Source organism: Arthrobacter sp. JDC6, from assembly GCF_056484025.1.
In genome coordinates, this window is the sequence record NZ_JBWHZN010000002.1 from 59,260 (window position 1) to 75,819 (window position 16,560).

Consider the following 16,560-nt stretch of genomic DNA (forward strand, 5'->3'; position numbering starts at 1 on the left):
TGGGTACGATACAAGGCATGCGATCGACAGAGACAGAAGACGGATCCAAATACGGTCCGCCGCCGCAATACCCCATCGAGTCTGTTGATAACGCCCTGCGGCTGCTCCTGCTGTTCGAAACCCAGCCCAGCATCAGGCTGACCGATGCCAGCACTTACTTGGGCGTGGCGTCGTCGACGGCGCACCGGCTTATGGGCATGCTTCTCTACCGTGGCTTCGTTCGGCAGAACCCGGCGACCCGGGCCTACGAACCTGGGCAGGCGCTGAGCTCGATTGCCTTTGCGATCAGACGGCAGGTGGACATCCGGACACTGGCCCGGCCGGTCCTCGAGCGGATCTTCGAACAAACGGGAGAAACCGTCCACTTCGCCAGGCTTGAGAGGACTGACGTCCAATTCATCGACGCCATCGAAAGCAGGCGAGCGGTCCGCGTCGGTTCCCGCCAGGGCCTCACCTTGCCAGCAAACTGCACTGCGACTGGTAAAGCGATGCTGAGCCTCCTCGGTGAGAAGCAGCTGCGGAATCTGTACCCAGGGCAGGAACTCCCCAAGCTGACTACCAACTCAATTACCTCCAGGTCGGACCTTGAAAGGGAGCTCGACGAAATCCGGCACAGGGGTTACGCAAATAGCCGCGAAGAGAGCGAAGACGGGGTGACATCGGTCGCCGCCGCGGTTGCCGGCCCAAGCGGCACTGTCTACGGAATCAACGTATCTGTGCCGGCCCACCGCATGTCGGAGGAGCTTCGCAGCGACCTCGGGGGCATGCTCCGGGCAGCCGCAGAAGAACTCCAGGGGCGCCTGGTCTAGAAGACTTAAAGCGGCTTCGCGTTTAGGCATGGTTGGTCTGTTTGTTCCGGTAGGGGCGGTGGCCGCCGGCGGCCAGTAGGCATCTGAGTCTGTAGTTGGTGAAGTTGCGGAAGCCGCGGGCGATTCGGCGGGTGGTTTCGATGACGCCATTGATCGCTTTGGTGGGTCCGTTGGAAGCGCCGTGGGTGTCGAAGTAGGCTAGGATCGCTGTCTTCCATTGAGTGTCCGCCCGAGTCGGGCGACTTCCGGGATGGGGAGGTCGGGAATGATGTGATTACTTCGTTGGCGAGTTCCCGGCCCCGCTCCGGGCGGGCGTGGTAGATGTTGCGGAGCTTCTGGTAGCACTGCCAGGCCAGGGTGACTTCGTGGCCGTGATCCCCGGCGCTGAGCTTAGCATCGAGCCGGGCGGCTTGTTTGTCGGTGAGGTGTTCGGCGCCGATCTGCAGGGTTCGACGGATTCCGTAGAGCGGGTCGCCCTTGCGGCCGCGGTGTCCCAGGGTGTCCTGCTGGACCCGGCGGCGGACCTCGTCGATCATGGCCGAGCCGAGCTTCACGACATGGAACGCGTTCAGAACGGCGATGGCTTCGGGCAGCTCGTCACGGATCGCGTTCGCGTAGCCGCGGAACGGATCCAGCGCGGCGGTCTTGATCCCGGCAGTGAACCCTGCGCCGCGTTCTTTGAGCCAGTCCGCATAGGCCTTCCCCGACCGGCCCGGAACCAGGTCAAGCAACCTGGCGTGCACCACCCCCGCGGGGTCGCGGGTGTGGTCCACGATCCCGGTGACCATGCCGGTTCCGGGCGGGCCGGTGTGGGACCAGACATGCTCATCGACCCCGAGCGCATCTACCCCGGTCAGCCGGCCGGTCGATGCGATCCGCCGGGTGGCTTCGATCCTGACCGCGTCCCAGACGGTGTGCCAGGAGACGCCGAGCTGATGGGCCAAGGCGGAGACCGAGGTGTCGAAATGCTGGAGCGCATCGGTCGCCCACCCGGCGGCCCTGGCGGTGAGCTTCGCCCGTGGTCCTGCCAGCGGGTGCTCCTCTGTGAACGTCGTTCTCGGGCAGTCCGGGTCCGGGCACCGCCAGACACGTTTGGCCCACAGCAGCCGCACCGGGCGGCCGAAACAGGGAATGTCATGGAGACGGACCTGGCGGCGTCCATGCCCGACCGCGATGACGCCGCAGTCGGCGCAGCCGGTGACGTTCTCCCCGGTTTCGACGCCCAGAAGCAGGCCGGTACCGGTTGCCGTGACGGAGCTGACGCGGACGCCCTCGACACCGAGCAGCGCATCCGCGCGCGTGCACCAGCGGCCACCGGAACACGACATAGAGTTATTCATGTCAGGGTCTCTTTTGGGTATTGGTTGCTTGGTCGCGACCAATTCAAAGAGGCCCTGACCTCTTTCCTGCCGCACCACGCCGCAGCTGCATGCGGCCACGCCCTGCCCCCGGCGTCAGACGGCCCTCACCCTGCTCATCGTCGAAGGCCCAAGGCGACCGGCTTCCCGGCGAACGCGGCCGCAGGCGCCGGACTCCTCCGGCCGCCAGATTGTGTGCACGCCAACGTCGAGCAACTTCCGCTCACCGACGTCCGTGATGACCCAGACAAATCCGTGTTCCGGAAACGTCATGTCAACCCGCCCGTACCACAATGCCCCGGTTTCATGATCCCTCACAGCGATGCGGTGCCCGCGGGCCAGGGACAGGAAGACTTCGATTTCGCATTCTGTCAGCGACTCTTTCAACCCATTCCTCCCCGGCGCTGCGCCGAGAGCCGCCGTACGCAGGGAACAGCCGGCCTGGCGGGCGGCGGGGCAGACCATGCTAAAAACGCTGCCAGCCGGCGCGCCGGAGAGATCGCTCTGCTGTCCGTTCATCGCAGCCCGCTCCCCCACCTTTCGAGTGTCACACCGCGTGGAACGTCGCTGTCCAGGCGCGCTTCATAGCGGCCCGGGGCGAGGCGGGCCACCGAGATGCCGACGTGTTCAGCCATCGCCGCCGGCTTCAGCAGATCCACCGCTTCATCCAGGGCGGCGTCCAGTTCTTTTCGGGTGTGAACGGCGACGACGAGACAACCGGGTGCTGCGTGCATGGTCAAATCCTTAATCTGAGGGCGGTGATCAGTACTTTGGGACACGCCAAATGTCCCTGGGACGGAACGGAGGAGCGGCAGCCCGCCGGCATGATCAAGCCAGGGCCCAAATCCCGGCGGCCCCGGCGGAACCTAGGGGACCAAGGCTTCCGGCAGAAGAAGGGGCAGGACCGTGGAACGCTGCAGAACGGCGGCGGTTTACCTCCGACAGTCCCATGATGGTGGCTTCAACATCTTCCAGGGATTGCTGAATCCAGGCGAGGGCGGCCAGGTCATCGGAACTGTGGGCCGCGTCGATTGATGACGCCTCTAGGAGCGCAGCCCGGCGGCTGATCCTGCCGGAAAGTTCGAGGATCAACGGCGGAATCATGGCCAGGGATTCACCCCGCGTTAGGTGCGCGAAGGCTTCTTTTCCAGCGCCACGGTGGGTGACGGCGACCGTGAGGGCCAGATCTGAGGAGTTTGTGGTCATGGGTCTGTCCTTCAGGTTGTTCAAAGTCCTGGTCTTTTCGGAGTGCTTCCGGTACGACGGAAGGGGAGTCTCGGGTGGTTCGTCCCGCCGCAGATCGTCCGCGCCGCAGGCACACCGTCCGCCACCGGAATGGGCCTGCGGCACGGACGGTCTGCGGCTCTACAAGCCCGGGCGCACCTCCCGATCGACGCAGCCAAATACGAAACGGCAGCTTTCAAGGCCGCGTTCTCCACGGCCCGGTCTTTGGTTTCAACAACACCGACCGTCAGTGCCCCTGCCCGGCCGAGACATCAACCATGCTTAACTGCGAAGGGCCCTTAAAGCGACCCCGTACTGCTCCGGCAGTACTTTCCAAAGGGCACGGACCTGAACGTGTGGAGTTAGACCAGCTCGATGACGTCTGCGACGGACTCAACGACAGGCCCCGAGCATGTCTCAACGACCGCTCGCCACGGGCAGCCATGCAACGATTAGGACACCGGATGCAAACACATCTAATTCGCAACGTTCACTAGAAACCGCCCCGTATATCGGGGGCTGATCCTCGGCGCCAACGCAGGACGGGACCTTCGCAGCAGGGCCTATCGGCACCCCTCCCGGTCCCGCGGAACGTCGATCTGCACCGGGCCTGTCGTCTCCGTCAGCACGGTCTGGGACCGCGTTCCGTTGCGCGAGTTGGCAGTATCCTTCGCCGCCGTGTCGTGCCGTTCATAACCGAGGTGCTCGGTCAGTTCCTCGTCCAGGGCGGTTTCGATGACGGTCTTGGTCAGCTGCTTGAGCAGTCCGTCAGGACCGGCCAGGGACAGCCCCTGCTCCCTCGCCATCCTGACCAGCTCGCGGGCAGCCTCGGCCTCGGATTTCTCTGTCAGTTCGTCAACGGCTTTCGTACTCGGCACAGCCTCAAGTGTTGCGGCCATATCGGGCTCCTTCCCGCCAGGCTTGCCGCCCCGGCGTGTCGAGCCGGATACACCGTTAATTCCCCAGTCCCTGCCCGGGCAGCACGCCGCTGAAGAAGGCGAGGTTCCTGAAGGTCACCGGCGCCGAGAAGATGTCCGCAGCAGCGGTGATCGGCGCGTATCACGACCTGTGGCAGGTTGAGGCGTCCTTCCGCATGACCAAGTCCGATCTGAAGGCCCGGCCAGTGTGAGCCCCGCCCGGCACCGATCTCAGACCCAGAACCGGCCGCAGCCGAGGGCTTCCACGATGGGGACCGCTTCTTCCTCCGCCCCCTCTGGCGGGGCCAGCCAGTGGCCCGTGGAAGGGGGAGCGGAATCAAGGGTAGAATCCACCCCGCGGGAGGACCGCCATGCCCCAATGCGGGCCGCCCTGCGGCTGTCGCCCGCCGAAGGATCCCGCGCTTGTGCTTCATCCGGCGCCTGCGCCGGGCCGGCCCGGCGCGCTGAGCGCAACCGGCACACCAGCCCGGGCAACAATTCCCTCAACCGGGTTCGTCCGGGGAGGACGGAGCCACGGGCGCCGCGATCTCTTTCACGGGCACATCACGCCCAGCCGAAAACCGCCGCTGTCTTCGGCCCCTCTCCCAGAGCCCACCGTGGTCGCCGGAAACCGGACACGAACAGGGGGGCCACTTCAAGAGATACAGGCCAGTTTGTCCGCGATCGCGGTGTTCGACTCGCACGCCGAAGCCAGCAGCACGATCTGGGCGCGCTGCGCCAATCCGGCACGGACTCGAAGACCCCGTCAAGCGGGATAGTTCCCCAGGATCACCATCAACGACGCGTCGCATAGCTGGCGCTGCGACGGCCTGCGTAGTCCGCCAGGATTCGAACGAAGTCCTCGGTTCGCTCCGCGAAGACGCAGTGGCCCGCGGTTCCCAGGATGTGCAGGCTCGTGGTCTCCGAGACGAGGGCGAGCTTCTGGTAGAAGGCGATGCCCAGGTCAACCGGCGCCGAGCGATCGTCGCGGCCCCAGACGACTTCGACGGGAATATTGACCTCGCCGGCGAAGAGGCGAGCGCGGATGTCGTCCTTCGCCGCCTGAAGACTCGGCTCCCAGTATTTCTTCTCAACCATCGGGTAGGTCTTGAGGGCGTTCTGGTGGTTCTCCTTGACGTACTTGGCGGCGGCCGCATTGATTTGTTCCTGCGGCACCGGGGTCACGTACAGCGCACGGAAGAAGGCTCCGCAGATCTCCTCCGGAGACGCGTCCGCCGGAAGCGAACGCGTGATCGCGTCGTAGAACTCAACGTCGCGGAACTTAGGGTCGGTGCCAGCGAGCGTCGCGCTCGACACGATGAAGAGACCTTTGGTCGACTCCGGCATGTCAAGAGCGAGCTTGCTCGCCAGCAGGCCACCGCGCGAGTGCCCGACCAGAATCATGTCCTCGAGTCCCAGAGCGTCGATGAAGCCCCTGGCGTGCTTGACCACCGCATCGAACGTCCACTCGGCATGCGTCGGCGCGAGGTCAGTCTCTCCCTGCCCCAGCTTGTCGAAGGTCACGACGCGGAAGCCCTTGTCGACCAGAGGAGCGATGACGGGAGCCCAACCATCCCCGCCGCCCGGCATGCTCATACCCGAGTGGCCACCGTGGATCAGGAGGATGACCGGACCCTCGCCCTGATCGATATAGCGCGTCCTGATTCCGCCGACGGATATGTAGTTCACGGACAGGTCTGTGTTCAACTCAAGCCTCCTGATCAAAGCAACTGGCTCGCCTATGGGGCGAGTATCTGCCATTTCTGTCACACAGAGAAGCCTTCTGTCAAGAGGGATCCGTGATTCAACGCCGGTGACAAGTTGAACGCCCGCGATCGCCGTCGACATCCCGGTCGTCGGTTGACGCTCGTTGTGCGCCAGCTGCTGATGGGGCCCGCCGAGCCCATCCCGATTGGTACGCCTTGGTTGACGTGAATACACGCCGATACAACAGCAACCACAACCGGCTGGCTGCCAGGCGCCATACCAACATCCGTGCGCCTACTCGACATTGGCTCTCCACGGCTCCACTGGGCCGCCTGGCCAGCGTCAACGCGATCGAGTAGGCGGGCGACCGCCACGAGCTGCGAAGCCCGGATTGAGCGGAACCATTGACGAACGACGAGCGAGTGGATAGCATCCATCAGAATCACTCTCTGCCTAACAGAGGCATCGGAGCCCTCTACTCAACGTCCCTCACCGGGCTCATCATCTTCACCATCGGCACCCAGCTCGTCGCGCTGATCGCCTTCATCCCGTTGCTCAAATCCGTGCCCGCGCCCACGCAGGGACCCGCTGCGTAGCCGGGCGCGGACTGCCTGATGACGCCGGCGCCCCGTAGACTATATGAAGGTGAGCCGGGAAGTCTGGTCGGCAGTATTTTTTGTCGACCTAACTTTTAGGAGTCCTTCATGGGCCAGAAACTCCCCTCACCGCCGCCCCGGTTCACCATCTTCGGACGGGGCAGTTACGCGGAGTCATTGCGCATCGGCGAGATCCTGCGCAAAGAAACCGTCGGCGGCGTGCTCCTGGTGGCGGCCGCCGCCATCGCGTTGATCTGGGCCAACTCTCCGGTGTCCGAGAGTTACTTTGCCCTCCGGGACTTCAAGATCGGCTACGAGCCATGGCACCTGCAACTGAGCCTCGGCGCCTGGGCCGCAGACGGGCTGCTGGCCATTTTCTTCTTCCTAGTAGGCCTGGAACTCAAACGGGAATTCGTCGCCGGAGACTTGCGCCAGCTCAATAAAGCGATCGTCCCGGTCACTGCCGCCGTGGGCGGCGTGGTGGTCCCCGCACTCATCTACGCCGCTATCAACATCACGAGCCCCGAGACGCTTCGCGGTTGGGCCATCCCCACCGCCACTGACATAGCGTTCGCTGTCGCCGTTCTGGCCATTATTGGCTCGCACCTGCCCAGCGCCCTGCGGATCTTCCTCCTGACCCTGGCCGTGGTCGATGACCTCCTCGCCATCAGCATCATCGCGTTCTTCTACACCACCGAAATCCAGACCGGGCCGCTGCTGTGGGCACTCATCCCGCTGGCCCTCTACACGTTCCTGGCACAGAAATACCGGCGGTTCTTCAAGATGAAAGCCCCTGCGGCGTGGCTGATCCTTTTGCCGTTAGGCACGCTCGCGTGGGCGCTGGTGCACGCCTCGGGCGTCCACGCCACCGTCGCCGGCGTGCTGCTGGGGTTCGCCGTCCCCGTCCTTCGTTCCAAGGCCAGCGGCGGTCCGGACGCGGGCCCCGGCCTTGCCGAAGTCTTCGAGCACAGGTTCCGCCCGATCTCCGCCGGTGTTGCCGTACCCGTGTTCGCGTTCTTCTCCGCCGGCGTGGCCGTCGGCGGCTGGGACGGTCTGGTCTCGGCGCTGACGGACCCGGTGGCCGCCGGCATCATCCTGGCGCTGGTCCTGGGCAAGCCGGCCGGAATTCTCGGAACCACCTGGCTCCTCACCAAGTTCACCAGAGCGCGACTGGACAGCACCTTTAAATGGATAGACGTGCTCGGGGTATCACTCCTGGCGGGCATCGGATTCACCGTCTCGCTGCTCGTGGCCGAACTGAGTTTCGGCAACGGAAGCCTGCACGATGATCATGCGAAGGTGGGTATCCTCACAGCGTCCGTCCTGGCCGCACTGCTGGCTGTCGCCGTGTTGCGGACCAGGAACCGGCAGTACCGGCAGGCCCACGAAGCGGAGCTGATCGATTCAGACCACGACGGCATCCCCGACGCCTACGAACCCCGGAATTCCTCCTGACCGTTCCCATCGATACCATCCCGCGGACGATCGCTCAGCGAATCTACGAAAGATCAGGGCCAGCCGGACAGATTCCGCGCTGGACGCGCGGATGCAGAGCAGACGCAGAGCAAGAATACTCCCAGAGCACCGACGGCAAAGGGGAGCTAGCCGGTCACGCCTCCTGCCGCCGAGGCTGTGCCTGGGGCATGGGCTTCGGTTCATGCCAGGAGGGGGCCTCGTGGTTGCGGTCCGCCGCCCATTCGGTCCTGCCAGCGTTGGCTGCAATCGCCGAGAATCCTGGCGGCTTCCTCAGGCGTGCCCCAGCCCAAGACGTGGGCGCGGGTTCCGGGCTGGAGGTCCTTGTAGTGATTGAAGTGGTGGGTGATCTGTTCCTGCCACCTGGTACCGAGATCTTCGATGGTGCGGATACGGTCCCCCTCGTCGCGGTCATCTGCCGGGACTGCGACGATCTTATAGTCCATATCGTCCCCGTCGCGGAAGTTCAGGACGCCCAGAATCCGGCCGCGCACGACGAGCCCAGTGGGCAGCGGTTCGCGGGTCACGCACAGAATGTCCAGTTCATCGCCGTCCTCGTCCAACGTTTGCGGGATGAATCCGTAGTTCACCGGTTTAGCGAAAATTCGCGGGTCTACCCGGTCTAGGTGGAAGAGGCCCGTGGTGCGGTCCCATTCGATCTTGTGGCTCGATCCCATCGGAATGTCAATAACACCGATGACCAGGCCACGGTTGTAGTCCCCGCACCCGAGGAGGGCGTTGTAGTCAGTCATGAGAGCACCCCATGTCGGCAACCTGGGTCGATGCAGGGCGAGAGTCTTTACGGTCCGCTTGGGGACGCTCATCCCGCACATGTGGGGCGGTGGCGAAATTAGGCATAGTTCTCCGTCTGTGCGTGGCACTAAACAGGAACTATCAGCCGGGTGCGGCGGTTCGGACGGTGGCCCGCCCCGGCGAGATCCATCACCGTCCCTGTAATCAACCACATGACGAGGCCCGCTGGCAACAACTTGCCCGCCGTGTCATCACGGCGAGCCATGGGGGATGCTTACAGCTGCCCGGGCCATGCCCGGTCTTAGTGCACGTGGAGCTTCCTGCCTCGCGGACCGATTTTCTGGACAGGCCAGCCGGGGAACGTGCGGGACGACAGACTTTCGCGGGCTTGCCCGTTCGAGCCGCCGGCTGTGGGCACGTATGTCGGGGAGCGGAACCGAACAGGGCGGAGCTACGTGGCGGCGATGATCCCGAAGCCAAGAAGCGCCGCGAGGACGACGCCGAGCCCGATGCGGTATCCGATGAAGACCGTGATGCTGTGTTTGGCGACCAGGCGCAGGAGCCAGGCGATCGATGCGTACGCAACGATGAAACTAACGGCAGTACCGACGATGGTGGGTATCCAGCCAACCGTCGCACTGATCTCCCCGGCCTGGGTAAGACCCTCGTAGGCTCCGGCGGCGGTGAGCGCGGGGATGGACAAAAAGAACGAAATTCTGGTGGCCGCTACCCTGTCCAGATCCCGGAATAGACCGGCGCTGATGGTTGCTCCGGAGCGGGAGATGCCGGGAATGAGAGCGATGCACTGCATGAGGCCGATGACCAGCGTGTCTTTGAGGGTGACCGCCCGCTCGGGGCGTGTCTGCCGGCCCGTCCGTTCAGCCGCTGCCATGACGATGCTCCAGCCGATGAGGGCGGCAACGACAACCCAGAGGTTCCGCAGAGACCCGGCGATGAGATCCTTGCCGAGAAAACCGATCACACCGATCGGAATGGAACCGATAATTACGTACCAGGCGAAACGGTAGTCGGGATGGGTGCGGGCTTCGGCCCGGCGCAGCCCCTGGGCCCAGGCGAGGAACAACCGGGCAATATCGGCTCGGAAATACACGACGACGGACAGGATCGCACCGACCTGGATGATCGCCGTGAATGCTGTTACTCCGCCGTCGTCGACCTGCAGACCGAGGAGCTTCTCAACGATCGTCAGATGTCCGGTGCTGGAGACGGGCAGGAACTCAGTCACTCCTTCGACGACACCCAGGACGATTGCTTGAAGCAGGTTCATTCTTTCGCTGATCACTTTCCGGCCCAAAAAGGACCAGCCTCAGTTGACGGATCGAAGTGGAGCCGGTGAAACGCTACCTGATCCCGGTCCGGCCCGTCATATCGCACCAGGGGGCAGCCAGAACAGGAGCCGACATCGTCCGTGGGCACTCAGCGGCAGGGGGCGTGCGCAAGGGAGCCGCGAATAAACCTATCGGGAAAGAAGCCTTTCGCCATCCGGCCGCAGCTCTCCTGAGGGCGAAACATGACGGTACAAGGTTTGCCGCGTGATGCCCAGCTCGGTGCAAAGTTCGCCGACTTTGGTGCCTGGTCGGCCCATGGATGCCATGGCGAGCCGGAGTTTCGCGGGGGTCATCTTGTAGGGACGTCCGCCGTTCCTGCCGCGGGCGCGGGCGGCGGCGAGGCCGGCAAGGGTTCGTTCGGAAATGAGTTCACGTTCGAACTCGGCAAGGGCGGCGAAAATTCCGAAGACGAGCTTCCCTGACGCGGTGGTGGTGTCGATCGCAGCGCCCTGGCCCGTCAGGACCTTGAGCCCGATTCCCCGTTCGGTGAGGTCGTGGACGATGTTGACCAGGTGCCGCAGGTCTCGGCCGAGCCGATCGAGCTTCCAGACCATGAGGGTGTCGCCGTGGCGTAGAGCCTTGAGGCATGCTGCGAGCTGGGGCCGGTTATCCTTCGTTCCGGATGCCATGTCTTCGTAGAGCAAACCGGCGTCGACGCCGGCGGCCAGGAGCGCGTCCCGCTGCAGGTCCGTGGCTTGGGATCCGTCTGCTTTCGAGACGCGCATGTATCCGACCAGCACCGATTTCTCCTCTGTCACCTATACGTTCGTTTAAGTGACAGCAGACCCCCTGACCGATTCGAATCGGAACGTGTCACTTAACCCGTTACGTATTCTAAGTCAGGCAAAGGGTCTATCTCATTCTGTTTGTGACAAGAACTCGAGGGGGATCTGAAGCTCGGCGAAGGCGTCTTTGAGACCGCCCACGAATTCCTCGCTGCGGCACCCGTACCGTGCGAAGTCGAAGAGGTGCTTCGCGACCACGGGATCCGTTTTGGCTGCCGCGATGCATGCGTCCAAGGTAGTCGTCACTGTGTTCCAGAGCTCGTCCAGCGTCGGCTGGTGCGTGTCCGCTCCTGCTGTAAGTGGTCCGGGCGGGGTCCCGCTGCTGATCGGTGTCTTCGGTTCGGGGCGCAGAAGGTGCCCGGAGGTACCGAGGACGGTCAGAGTGCCATCTTCGATCATTTCCATCGCGGTGGCAGCGGCTTTGAGCAGTTGCAGCTGTCGGGTCCAGTGGAGGGTCTCGAACGGTTGCCATGAGTGCAGGCCGGCCCGGAACGGGTGGCCGCAGTGGTCCCAGACCCGGCGCACATCCTCCAGTTGCCGGCCGTATCGTCCCTGGGCCGTGCTGAGTTCGTCCAAGAGGGTCCGCAGCAGCCGGAACCAGACTCCGGCATGAACAGAGCGCCGGGGTAGGTCCACGGATCCTGTTGCTATTGCCTGCCAGGTGCGCCGGTCCATCAGGAACAAAGGGTCCGGGAATTCCCGCTGGTCCTCGGCGGAGGTTGTCCACTTGATGTAGTCAGCAGGGTGTCCTTCATAGGTCTCGAGCCGGTGTCGGTGTACCGGGCAGCTGGCCATGAGCGGCAATTGCCAGAAGAGCAGTATCGTCGGGCCGGACTTCAGGCATTCGCGGCATCCCCGCAGCACCCGGGTTTCCGCGAGCCATGGCAGCCACTTCCGCGGTGTGTAGATTTGGCGCCGCGTCGGTGGCAGGAGTACCGAGAACTGGTGCACATAGGTTGCGTAGGCATCGGGTGCGGGGGCGAGGGAGTCGAAGAGCCATGGCACCCAGCCGGCCATGGTCATGGCCTGTACGCGGTGCTGGTCGAGGCCCGTGCGCTTGGCGAGCTCGTCGAGGAGGTCACGTGGCGGGTCCAGATCCAGCTCTGCGTCGCTGAGTTCCCGGTGGCCGAGTGCGTGTTCGAGCAGCTGGTGGGAGTACATGCCGTAGCTGCTCGCCGTCCGCCGCAGCCAGGAGGACAATGATTCCGTTGCTGCAGGTGCCGGATGAAGGGGCCAGCGCTCCGGCGGCCTCACATCAGTTCGCGTTCGAACAAGCGGCGCCGTTCGGTGGGTCCTGCATAGTCGGCCATGACCAGGGTCCGACGATTGATGCGCTCTTCACCGCTTTCCACGGCGGCGATCGCCGCGGTCGTCAGAAGCCGGGCGAGTTCGCCAATGGTTCCCTCACTTCGGGCGAGTAGATACTGCGCCATATCGGCGGTAGCGATGTCCGAGGCTCGCTGCAGGGGCAGGGCGGCCGCGAAGCTGGCCAACAACGACAGAGTGTCCTCCCCCGTCTTCCACAAGGGAAGGACGATGGGTTCAAACCGGTTCTCCAGCTGATCATCGGAACGAACGGCAAGATATGCCTCCCGCGTTCCGACGCCGACGATCGGGATGCGCAGCTCGTTGCCCAGGAATCGCAGGAGGTTGAGGAACTCCCGGCGGCTGTTGCCTTGCCCTGCGAGGATATTGTGCAGCTCGTCGATGACGAGCATGCGCACTCCCGTCAAGCGCAGCAGTTTCAGCGAAATCTGCTCCACGTCAGCCAAGCGCCGCCGCGGTTGAAGCGGTGCCCCCAGCGCGGCCAGGAGCGCGATGTAAAAGCGCAGCACGGAAGGCTCCGAGGGCATCTGCACGCACAACACCGGAATGCGTTCCCGCTCTGGCTCGGCCACGGGCGGGTGCCCCCGGCGGAACTTTTCCACGATCATCGACTTGCCGTTGTTCGTCGGCCCGATCAGCAACAGGTTCGGCATGCGCTGTTTGTCCGGCCAAGACAGCAGGGACTCCAGGCGGGCCACCGCTTCCACCGCGCGCGGGTACCCGATCCACCGGTCGGCCCTGATCAATTCAACCCGCTCGTTCGCAGGCAACCGTGCCGCGGCCCGCACACTCGGGTGCAGGTGGGACAACTCCGGCGCCTCGTACTCAGGCACGGTCACCACTGCTCGATCTGATCGAATCGCGGTACCGGGGCCGCGATCGTGTCCGGTTCCTGCTGAGCAGCGGCTTCCGGCGGGAGTAGTGGAATTGGTGTCTTCGAATGCCGCGTCGTCACTGCATGGCGGCGCTCGGTGTCGCGGCGCATCCGCTTGGTAGTTTTCGAGGCAGTGTTTGCGATTTCCCGCATTTGCGCGATCGTGCGGAACAACGCCGCCTCATCCACTTGGGCTACTCCGCGCTCGTGTAGTCGCGCCAAGGCGTGCCGGTGCTCCCACAGGCTCACAGAGGGGTTAGCCATCGTCCGGTAAGGGACCTCAACATACTGAGCCCCCTCCGGTTCCAACACTCAGATTCTGCTGATGTCCCTGGGGTCCCGGCGGATAAGGAACGGCCCAAGCGTGTCGCGCCGGCTGATCCATGGTTTCAGCGCATTGGAGAAATAGTGGACATGATCGATGACGAAGCCCGTCCTCGTCAGGGTACGCCGCACGACGGGAAGGAAATCGACCAGGAACGCCGTCGGGTTAGTGGCAACCGGCGGCAGCCCCGTCGACGCCACCCCTTCAGCCCACCGACCAGCTGGCGTCTGCCCCAGCGTGCTGTGGGTGGTGCCGTGATAGTTGGTGACGGCAAGGACCATCCATTTCTCCAGCTCGCGCAGGGTCAGCGCCGCTTCCCGGTCGGAGTCATAACCACCCCGTTCGCTGGGATTGGAAAAGGTGGTCCCGGGAAGTTCGTGGATTTGTTTCATCGCGGTGCCGATCACGCGTTCCACGATTCCGCCATAATGAGGCCGGCCCAGCGGGCGGTAGGCCAGCTCGATACCGTGCTGATCGCATCCTCGTCGGAGCGCTTCGCTCTTGAATTCGCTGGCATTATCCAGGTAAAGCAGTCTCGGCTTCCCGCTCATGGGCCACCCCGCCTCAACACTCAGACCTTCAAGCCATGGTCTTTTGTCAGTCCCGGCATGCGCCAGGCACAGCCCAACCGACACTGCCGAGGGCGCCTCCAGGGTCACAACCATGCCGATCATGCACCGACTGTAAACATCGATTGCGACAGTTAAATACGGCCGACCAATCGGTCGCCGCTCCCGCTCGTCCACGACGATCACATCGATGACTGTGTGGTCAATCTGCACCCGCTCCAGAATCGTGCCGACTGCAGGCACCTCGTCCCCGGCGGACTGCAGCGACCGCACCGCATCGGGCCCTCCCCTACGCCGGCCTACCTCAACTGGATTCAACGCCCGGATGCGCCGCTCCACCGTGTTTCGGGCCGGGACAGGAAGCTGCCTTGCGCGGCAGGCCGCAGCAATATCCCGATACACCGCCGCCAACGTCCGTTTCTGCCGAGTCAGGAACTGCTTCCGCACCATCATCCGGACAAGGTCCTCGACCTCCTCTGACAGCCTTGCGGTTCCTTTCCCTCCGGAGGAACGGCCCGGAGCCAAATCTGTCAGCAAACCAGAACCATCGCGACTGCGTTTGATCAACACGTACACCTGGCGTCGCGATACGCCCAAGGCCGCGGCGGCAGCATCAACCGCGGCCCTGCCAACGACCGTCCGCGCAGCCAAGGGACCGATCACGGCCGAAACCGACTTCGTCCGATCCCACAGGTCATCCGGCATCGTTAGTGTGCCCGGCTCACGAATGGGCGCCGATTCCGCATCCACTCCGACACCTCCCTCGGCGTGCAGAGGAGTAGTAAGCAAAAACGACCCTAGTGCAGAGGAGTACGGAAAAACCAGTGCTCAACACCCGCCTGCACAACCCTGGAAACGCGCTGCTCGCCGTGCACGCGAGTACGGAAAATGACATTTGAAGGCTCGCCGACCGCAGGTCAGAAACGGTCGTTTTTGACGCGCCTTCTGGATGCGCTCCAATACGCGCTTGATACCGCAGGCCAACTATCCTGTGACTGCTATGAAGTTGCTATCAACTTGATAGCAACTTCATAGATCCAGGTGGCTTACTTACTCGTAACTGTCGCGGACCTGCTCGAGACCGATCCTAAGAGCGCGCAATGCCATCGGATGCTTCTTTCGGCCTTCGAGCTTCGCCACGTCCGCAAGTAAGTCCATGAGTTCACGGTCCTCGTCAAAACGAAGCAACATCGTTCTGGCAGTCCCCTTGTCCCTCGAATCACTAAGTGTGGGCGTGACACTGGGCCTGGCTGGAATTCCGCGCTCAGCGCTGACAGCCGGCGAGGTCAGTAGTGGTTCAGCGGCATTGCCAAACGCCTCGATAGCCTCGTCCCTAGCTTTCTCGGACGCGGACCGCTTCTTGATTGCCACTACCCCATCAACTCCTCTACCAGCCCACGGATTTCCCTCGCCGCCTTAGGGTTCTTCCACTCAACAACTCCGAGCCCCTCCCCCACCACGTCTCGATAAGCCTTGCGCTCATACAGAACGGTTCGCAGTGGTTCGATACTCGGATAGTCGGAAAGGTAATCCCTGGCGTCGCCACTTTCAGATTCGAACGCGTTGGTTGATACCCGTGTAAGAGCCCCTCTGACTCGAAGGGAGGGATTGAAGTCACGGGCAGTTTCAATCAACCTATCGACAGTCGCGAGTGTATCGAGATCAAATTGACTCGATTGCGTCAGGATCAACAACTGGTGGGCCGCAGTCATGGCTGTGCGCATCTCCTTGCTGTCCTTCCCTGCCACATCGACAAGGACAACGTCATAGCTCGTATCCAGTTCACGCAGCGTCTCGTGCAGGCTCCCAAGTTTCTCCACTACAAAGATGCGAGGTTCATGCCCGGCCTCTTCGCGGTCTACTGCCCAACGAGCAGTGGACCGCTGCCGGTCGCCGTCCACGACCGCTATGCGCATCCCCCGCTTCGCCAGCTCAACAGCAAGGTTGGTTACAACCGTGGACTTGCCGACGCCGCCCTTTTCGCTACCCACAACAATGATCATGCCTCCAACCTAATGCCGAGGTTGATAGCAAAAGGCTAGCGACACGCTACCTGTTTGATAGCACTATGAAAGCAGTAGCAAATGGGCCGGATCGAGAGAAGATCCTCGGATAGGGTGATAGCAGTTTCAACTGCTATCACATCACTATCCGATTGATAGCGATGGGCGCTGAGGGACCAGGCCGCCAGCAAGCCCAAGTACTCACCTCCCTGACTGGAGTCATGCGCGTCATATGGAATACTGCTCGCTACTAAATTGCTATTGAATCACTATTGATTTGATAGTGATTGTGAAACTGAGGGGCAGCTGATGACTGCCAAAGGAGCAAGTTTGCTAGCGAAACACTACTTATTCGATAGCACTATGAAAGTAGTATCAGTACGTGGGCGGCGTACCAATGCACAGCCCAAATTATCGGAGCAGTTTCAAAGTGCTATCGAACTACTACACGACCGTGGCTGAGGATCAACCTCAAACTGCTGGACGCGAGCA

At 63.0% G+C, this 16,560-nt stretch carries 15 protein-coding genes, 4 pseudogenes and 1 riboswitch; of the genes and pseudogenes, 5 read left to right on the plus strand and 14 right to left on the minus strand.

Annotated features, from left to right (window positions below; all coding sequences use genetic code 11):
• Positions 1-17: 17 nt before the first annotated feature.
• A complete protein-coding gene (locus tag ACV095_RS21275; RefSeq protein ID WP_047040750.1) occupies positions 18-809 on the plus strand; it encodes an IclR family transcriptional regulator in 792 nt (263 codons plus the stop codon).
• 22 nt (positions 810-831) lie between these two features.
• Here ACV095_RS21275 and ACV095_RS21280 read toward each other — a convergent pair.
• The 4 genes and pseudogenes from ACV095_RS21280 to ACV095_RS21295 all read right to left on the minus strand — a co-directional run bounded on the left by ACV095_RS21280 (position 832) and on the right by ACV095_RS21295 (position 3,373).
• Positions 832-2,149: pseudogene (locus ACV095_RS21280) on the minus strand (ISL3 family transposase).
• A gap of 114 nt (positions 2,150-2,263) precedes the next feature.
• Positions 2,264-2,686 carry a hypothetical protein gene (locus ACV095_RS21285; RefSeq protein ID WP_156525812.1) on the minus strand — a complete coding sequence of 141 codons (423 nt, stop codon included), beginning with the start codon at positions 2,684-2,686 and terminating at the stop codon, positions 2,264-2,266.
• Entirely contained in the window at positions 2,683-2,901 is a 219-nt protein-coding gene (locus ACV095_RS21290; RefSeq protein ID WP_047040755.1) for a hypothetical protein, read from the minus strand. Before ACV095_RS21290 ends, ACV095_RS21285 begins: the two co-directional genes overlap by 4 nt.
• A 94-nt stretch (positions 2,902-2,995) precedes the next feature.
• Entirely contained in the window at positions 2,996-3,373 is a 378-nt protein-coding gene (locus ACV095_RS21295) for a hypothetical protein (RefSeq protein WP_047040757.1), read from the minus strand.
• A gap of 333 nt (positions 3,374-3,706) precedes the next feature.
• Here ACV095_RS21295 and ACV095_RS21300 point away from each other — a divergent pair.
• Positions 3,707-3,888 (plus strand): annotated as a pseudogene (locus ACV095_RS21300) (IS30 family transposase); the annotation flags it as partial.
• A gap of 75 nt (positions 3,889-3,963) precedes the next feature.
• On the opposite strand, the pseudogene ACV095_RS21305 reads toward ACV095_RS21300, so the two are convergent.
• A pseudogene (locus ACV095_RS21305) lies at positions 3,964-4,290 on the minus strand (transposase); the annotation flags it as partial.
• Positions 4,291-5,103: 813 nt separating this feature from the next.
• Entirely contained in the window at positions 5,104-6,015 is a 912-nt protein-coding gene (locus ACV095_RS21310; RefSeq protein WP_053004738.1) for an alpha/beta fold hydrolase, read from the minus strand.
• Between the two features lie 224 nt (positions 6,016-6,239).
• Here ACV095_RS21310 and ACV095_RS21315 point away from each other — a divergent pair, with 224 nt between their 5' ends.
• The 3 genes from ACV095_RS21315 (at position 6,240) to nhaA (ending at position 8,066) form a co-directional block, all read left to right on the plus strand.
• Positions 6,240-6,374 carry a hypothetical protein gene (locus ACV095_RS21315; RefSeq protein WP_478223496.1) on the plus strand — a complete coding sequence of 45 codons (135 nt, stop codon included), beginning with the start codon at positions 6,240-6,242 and terminating at the stop codon, positions 6,372-6,374.
• A gap of 63 nt (positions 6,375-6,437) precedes the next feature.
• Complete coding sequence (locus tag ACV095_RS21320) at positions 6,438-6,611, plus strand: hypothetical protein (protein WP_462071421.1); 174 nt, start codon at positions 6,438-6,440, stop codon at positions 6,609-6,611.
• A 108-nt stretch (positions 6,612-6,719) separates the two neighbouring features.
• A complete protein-coding gene (nhaA, locus tag ACV095_RS21325) occupies positions 6,720-8,066 on the plus strand; it encodes a Na+/H+ antiporter NhaA (protein ID WP_237429447.1) in 1,347 nt (448 codons plus the stop codon).
• Between the two features lie 200 nt (positions 8,067-8,266).
• Here nhaA and ACV095_RS21330 read toward each other — a convergent pair whose 3' ends face one another.
• The 8 genes and pseudogenes from ACV095_RS21330 to ACV095_RS21365 form a co-directional block, all read right to left on the minus strand.
• Entirely contained in the window at positions 8,267-8,836 is a 570-nt protein-coding gene (locus ACV095_RS21330) for an inorganic diphosphatase (protein WP_264963532.1), read from the minus strand.
• 126 nt (positions 8,837-8,962) lie between these two features.
• Positions 8,963-9,040, minus strand: a riboswitch (Fluoride riboswitch).
• A gap of 248 nt (positions 9,041-9,288) precedes the next feature.
• Positions 9,289-10,125, minus strand: a complete 837-nt coding sequence (locus ACV095_RS21335; protein WP_264963531.1) for an undecaprenyl-diphosphate phosphatase — start codon at positions 10,123-10,125, stop codon at positions 9,289-9,291.
• A 189-nt stretch (positions 10,126-10,314) separates the two neighbouring features.
• A complete protein-coding gene (locus ACV095_RS21340; protein WP_237430581.1) occupies positions 10,315-10,926 on the minus strand; it encodes a recombinase family protein in 612 nt (203 codons plus the stop codon).
• Between the two features lie 117 nt (positions 10,927-11,043).
• Complete coding sequence (locus ACV095_RS21345; RefSeq protein ID WP_264963530.1) at positions 11,044-12,225, minus strand: TniQ family protein; 1,182 nt, start codon at positions 12,223-12,225, stop codon at positions 11,044-11,046.
• Positions 12,222-13,136 (minus strand): TniB family NTP-binding protein, encoded by a 915-nt coding sequence (locus ACV095_RS21350; protein ID WP_462071441.1) that lies wholly within the window; start codon positions 13,134-13,136, stop codon positions 12,222-12,224. Before ACV095_RS21350 ends, ACV095_RS21345 begins: the two co-directional genes overlap by 4 nt.
• Positions 13,133-14,815 (minus strand): annotated as a pseudogene (locus ACV095_RS21355) (Mu transposase C-terminal domain-containing protein). Before ACV095_RS21355 ends, ACV095_RS21350 begins: the two are co-directional and overlap by 4 nt.
• Positions 14,816-15,115: 300 nt before the next feature.
• Positions 15,116-15,436 (minus strand): hypothetical protein, encoded by a 321-nt coding sequence (locus ACV095_RS21360; protein ID WP_015062076.1) that lies wholly within the window; start codon positions 15,434-15,436, stop codon positions 15,116-15,118.
• Positions 15,436-16,068, minus strand: coding sequence for an AAA family ATPase (locus ACV095_RS21365; RefSeq protein ID WP_015062035.1), 633 nt, complete (start codon positions 16,066-16,068; stop codon positions 15,436-15,438). The genes ACV095_RS21360 and ACV095_RS21365 overlap by 1 nt, the downstream gene beginning before the upstream one ends.
• Positions 16,069-16,560 lie beyond the last annotated feature (492 nt).